Source organism: Caballeronia sp., from assembly GCF_028292365.1.
GTDB lineage: Bacteria > Pseudomonadota > Gammaproteobacteria > Burkholderiales > Burkholderiaceae > Caballeronia.
Window position 1 is genome coordinate 1 of sequence record NZ_JAQGMM010000175.1, and the last position, 5022, is coordinate 5022.

5 protein-coding genes are annotated in these 5022 nt (G+C 60.0%); 4 read left to right on the plus strand and 1 reads right to left on the minus strand.

Annotated elements, in window-relative coordinates:
• Positions 1 to 99: 99 nt before the first annotated feature.
• The 4 genes from JWR14_RS10880 to JWR14_RS10895 all read left to right on the plus strand — a co-directional run bounded on the left by JWR14_RS10880 (position 100) and on the right by JWR14_RS10895 (position 3699).
• On the plus strand, positions 100 to 897 hold the full coding sequence (locus tag JWR14_RS10880) for a FadR/GntR family transcriptional regulator (protein WP_299705757.1): 798 nt from the start codon (positions 100 to 102) through the stop codon (positions 895 to 897).
• Positions 894 to 1955 carry an aldose epimerase family protein gene (locus JWR14_RS10885; protein ID WP_299705760.1) on the plus strand — a complete coding sequence of 354 codons (1062 nt, stop codon included), beginning with the start codon at positions 894 to 896 and terminating at the stop codon, positions 1953 to 1955. Before JWR14_RS10880 ends, JWR14_RS10885 begins: the two co-directional genes overlap by 4 nt.
• A gap of 328 nt (positions 1956 to 2283) precedes the next feature.
• Positions 2284 to 2766 (plus strand): CreA family protein, encoded by a 483-nt coding sequence (locus JWR14_RS10890; RefSeq protein ID WP_299705763.1) that lies wholly within the window; start codon positions 2284 to 2286, stop codon positions 2764 to 2766.
• Positions 2767 to 2934: 168 nt separating this feature from the next.
• Complete coding sequence (locus JWR14_RS10895) at positions 2935 to 3699, plus strand: DUF4088 family protein (RefSeq protein ID WP_299705766.1); 765 nt, start codon at positions 2935 to 2937, stop codon at positions 3697 to 3699.
• 64 nt (positions 3700 to 3763) lie between these two features.
• On the opposite strand, the gene JWR14_RS10900 is transcribed toward JWR14_RS10895, so the two are convergent.
• The coding region (locus JWR14_RS10900; protein WP_299705768.1) for an ATP-dependent helicase at positions 3764 to 5022 on the minus strand (1259 nt) is incomplete at its 5' end.

The window sequence follows — 5022 nt, forward strand, 5'->3', positions numbered from 1 at the left end:
TTGGTCAGCTTGGTCTGACCAAGACTTTAAAGTTTGCGATCTTTCATGTCAAACTAAGCGAAATATCGAGCCGTTTCTTACTTACCTTTCAACGCACTCATGCCTTTTCAGCCTGTCCATTCCTACACCCGCACACGCATCGCCGATGTCGTCTCCGACCAGATCCGCGCGCTGATCACAAGCGGCGCGTTGCTCCCCGGACAACGTCTCCCGGCCGAACGCGATCTCGCGGAGCAACTCAACGTCTCGCGCCCATCGCTGCGTGAGGCGCTGATCCGGCTGGAATCGGATGGATTTATCCAGGCAGCCGCGCGCACCGGCTTCGTGGTCTCGGATGTCACGGCGCCGCTCGTATCCGCGCCGCTCGCCGCGTTGCTGAGCCAGCACCCGACGGCCAGCGCCGACGTCCTCGAACTCCGCCACGGTCTCGAATCCCTGGCGACGGGTTACGCGGCCGAACGCGCCACCGCGACCGATCTGGCGCGTATCACCGAAGCGTTCAACGCACTGAAAACGGCCGCCATCGAACCAAAACGCACGCGGATAGCCGAACACGACGCCGCGTTTCATCTCGCTATCGCCGATGCCACCCACAACCTCGCCCTCGCCCACGTCATGCACGGCCTGCAAGAACTCGTGCGCGAATCGATGCTGACATCGCATCGGCTGGTGGACTACGACGATCAGGTCGAAGCGGATTTGCTGGCGCAACATCAGGCAATATTCGATGCCATCCTCGCTCGCGACCCGCTGCGCGCCCGGGAAGCCGCCGGCGCGCATCTTGACTACGTCAGCACGCTTTATCGTGACCGCTTACTCCGCTTATCTAAGCCGGAAGCTAAACCGGAAGCGTCCCGCCAACCTGCAAAAAATCAAAATCCGGAGACCACACTATGACCCTTTCCAGCGCCCACTGGGGCGATCTCGCGGACGGTACGCCCGTCGAACTTCACACGCTAAGCCATGACAACGGCTCGAAGGTAACGATCACGAATCTGGGCGCGGCCCTCGTCTCCTGGTTCGCGCCGGATCGCGACGGCCATCTGGCGGATATCCTGCTCGGCCACGACGCGCCCGCCCCGTACACCACCGGTCCGGCCTACATGGGCGCAACGGTCGGACGCTGGGCGAACCGCATTGCGAACGCGCGCTTTTCCCTCGATGGCGTGGAGTACCCGCTCGAAGCCAATCAGCCGCCGAACTCACTGCATGGCGGATTCCAAGGCTTCAGCTTCAAACTCTGGAAGGCGCAGCATAGGGAAGACGCGTTGGTACTCACGCTGGAATCGCCGGCCGGCGATAGCGGTTTTCCCGGCACGCTCACCGTCCAGGTTACCTACACGTTCAACGACGCAGGCGAGTTGACGATCACCTACGACGCCTTCACGGACGCCCCCACGCCGCTCAATCTCACGAACCACGCGTACTTCAACTTGTCGGGCGTGGACTCGACGAGTATCCACGACCACGAGATCGAGATCGCTGCCGACCAGTTTTTCGCCATCGATGAACATACGATTCCGACCCAACTGGAAGAGGTCGCCGATACCCCGTTCGACTTTCGTACGGCTGCGCTACTTGGACCGCGTATCGACACCCGCGACAACGAACAGATCACGCTGGCGGGCGGCGGTATCGACCATTGTTATGTGTTGCACAACGCGGCGCCGGTCACCGAACTGCCGGAAATGCGGCGTGTCGCGGCTGTTTATCATCCGGCTAGCGGACGCGAACTGATCGTCTCGACCACCGAACGCGGGTTGGTGTTCTACACCAGCAACAGTCTTGAAGGCGTGCCGGGCAAGCGCGGGGTGACGTATCACAAGCACGGCGCGCTCTGTCTCGAAGCGGGCGGGTTTCCAAACCAGATCAATATGGACGATGCCGAAGACGTCGTGTTGCGCCCCAACGAGCGGTATCGGCAAGTCACGCGCTACGCCATTCGTGTGAGGTAAAAACGCCGCCGCTCAGCATGCCGTCGATAGGAACCCGCCTACAGTCGAATAGGACACGCGCGGGTATCGGCGGGCCGGCCTCTCATCGATACTGAATTCATTGAATCAGAGATCGAATGGAGGAAGACAATGCCTTATCTATTGGGTTGGCTGCTGGGTGTGCCGGTGATCGTGTTGGTGATCCTGTATCTGATTTTTCACTGATCGCTGCATTGCGTACATGATGGACGCGAAAGCGCGGAACGCGGTTTCAGGTGAATTGAACCAGGGCGTCGTTACAATACGACGCCTTTTTCAATTCCTCATTCCGTAACTCAGAAGGATTCCGATGAAACGCGCTATCTTCGCTTTGACGTCGCTGACGTCGTTCGTTGCGTTGCTTGCTGCGCCTGCCCTGCATGCCGAGGAGATAGCCAGCGTCAACACGAATTTCCGCTTTACCGGCTCGGATCGGGTCTCGGTCGAGGCGTACGATGATCCCGCAGTCGCGGGCGTCACCTGCTACGTCTCTCGTGCACGAACGGGCGGCGTTAAAGGAACGCTGGGAATAGCCGAAGACCCATCTGAGGCATCCATAGCTTGCCGCCAGGTCGCGCCGATCAAGATCGATGCGCCACTCAAACAAAAATCCGATGTGTTCTCGGAACGCATGTCGTTTATCTTCAAGACCCTGCACGTGGTGCGTATAGTCGATGCCAAGCGCAATACACTGGTCTACCTGACCTATAGCGATCGGATTACGACCGGCAGCGCGAAGAACAGCGTGACAGCCGTGCCGATGCCCGCGGGCACGACCATCCCCGTCAAATAAGACCGCCATGCCGGTTGAGCAGGCTTCGACCGGATAATTGAAAGCTGGCCTAAAGTTTCCCCTCCCCGCGCCGATATAAAGACGAACGGCCGTCGCCCTCATGGCGACGCCGACTGTCTTCCCGCGCCGGCTTAAACCGGTCGACGGGATCGGGAACCGGGAAACATCATGGGTCAGATTACCCTTACATTTAAAGACGAAACGATCGCAGCGCTACGCCGCGACTTCGAGACGTTGATTCGCCTGTCGCTCAAGTTCGACCCGCAATTCGTCACGCCCACGTTCGAAGATTTCCTGCGCGCAAAATTGCTCGACAACCCCACGCCACTCACCGAACAGGCAGTGCAGCGAATGCTGCAAAACGGCCAGTACGCGTGGGCAAAACGGGCGCTCGACAAGGAGTTTCCTGATGTTGTCGAAATGATGATGCGTCAAGCCGGGGAACACGGTTTCGGCTTCGCGGTCCGCTCGGACTGGAAACCGGACGATCTCGTGAAGGCATCGCGCGCGTGGGCGACTGCGATTGTGACGGAGGCGAACGGGGACCCGGCGCAGATCGACACGCTTGCGTCGCAGATAAAGGCGGCAGCATCGGACATTCAGGAACTGGAGATGAAAATGCAGACGCCCGCATGGCGTCTGGCCGATTCATTGCGTCAACGCGTGTACGAAACCAAGATTGCGACTGAACATAGTGCGGGATCAACAGCGCGCGAGAAGCTCGGTGAACTGCGCTGCCTGCTGCGCCTCGGCATGTTTCATGGCTCGGTTTCAAAGCAGGAAGCACAGCAAGTGCTCGAGCAGTTACGCATGATCAAGCCGGAGATATTTATTGAGGAGCCGTACGACGGGTTCACGCGCTTCGGTAACTGGTTGCGTGCGATCTTCACGCCGGAGCGCAAAGCGCCGAGGCCTTCGCGCGCGGAACGTTGAGTTGTGAGGTTGAGGCCGAGGTTGAGCTTCTGGCAAGCTCAAACGAAGCCCACACCAACGCCCTTCACTCCCACATCTTCTTAAGCCGCGCGGCGATATCGACTTTCGCCTTTGCCGCAGCGGCCAGTCCGGCCGCCGTCGGCGCGATGGGCTCAGGGACCGGAGGCCACGCACACGCGTCGAACAACGGCATCAGATGCGCCGGGATGAACCGCGTACGCGCCGCCCAGACATGCCGGTCGCCCATGTGCGTCTGGTTGTGCACGTAGAAACGCTGCGGCGTGACAATGTGCAGATCCTCTTTTGCACGCGTCATGGCGACGTACAACAGCCGCCTTTCTTCATCAATTTCTTCGTCGCTGCCCGTGCCCATATCGGATGGAATGCAGCCATCCACGCCATTCATCACGAACACGCTCTTCCACTCCTGGCCCTTGGCCGAATGGATGGTCGAGAGAATCAGATAGTCCTCGTCGATAAGCGGAACACCCGATTCGTCGCTGGTGGCGTCGGGCGGATCGAGCGTCAGTTCAGTGAGAAATCGCTCGCGCGTGGGATACGTGGACGCGATGCTTTCCATCTGCAACACGTCGCCATGGCGAATTGACGCATCTTCGTGATTGCGTTCCAGATGCGGTTCGTACCAGCGCCGGATCATCTCGAACTCAGCGGGCCAGCCGCTTTCACGCACGCAAACTTTCGACATCATCGCGACGAGCGCAGGCCAGTCTTCGCTCGCGCGCAACGGTGCAGCGAATGCGGCTAATGCGGCCGGCGTCTCGCCGCGCTCGGCCACCTGATCAAGCACACGCCCGGCAATAGCCGGCCCCACCCCCGGCAGCAACTGCAGCACGCGAAACCCGGCCACGCGGTCGCGCGGGTTCTCGCCCCAGCGCAAGACCGCGAGCACATCCTTCACGTGAACGGAATCGAGGAATTTCAAACCGCCGAACTTCACGAACGGAATATTGCGCCGCGTGAGTTCGATTTCTAGCGCGGCGCTATGATGCGCGGCGCGAAACAGCACCGCTTGCTGCTTGAGCGTCATGCCGCCTTCACGCGCCTCCAGCACCTGCTCGACGATATAACGCGCCTGATCGGCTTCATCTGCCACCGAGACAATACGCGGCCGTTGCGCCGATGCCTTGTCGGTCCACAAGTTCTTTGTATAACGCTCGGCGGCGAGTCCGATCACCGCATTCGATGCCGCCAGAATGGGCTGCGTCGAGCGGTAATTGCGCTCGAGCGTCACGCATTTCGCGGGCGGATTGAAGTGATTCGGGAAGTCGAGGATATTGCGCACCGTCGCGCCGCGAAACGAAT

Bases quoted from the DNA above. Each gene is read 5' to 3' on its own strand.
- JWR14_RS10895 (WP_299705766.1), top strand. From the start codon at position 2,935: ATGGGTCAGATTACCCTTACATTTAAAGACGAAACGATCGCAGCGCTA.
- JWR14_RS10880 (WP_299705757.1), top strand. From the start codon at position 100: ATGCCTTTTCAGCCTGTCCATTCCTACACCCGCACACGCATCGCCGAT.
- JWR14_RS10885 (WP_299705760.1), top strand. From the start codon at position 894: ATGACCCTTTCCAGCGCCCACTGGGGCGATCTCGCGGACGGTACGCCC.
- JWR14_RS10890 (WP_299705763.1), top strand. From the start codon at position 2,284: ATGAAACGCGCTATCTTCGCTTTGACGTCGCTGACGTCGTTCGTTGCG.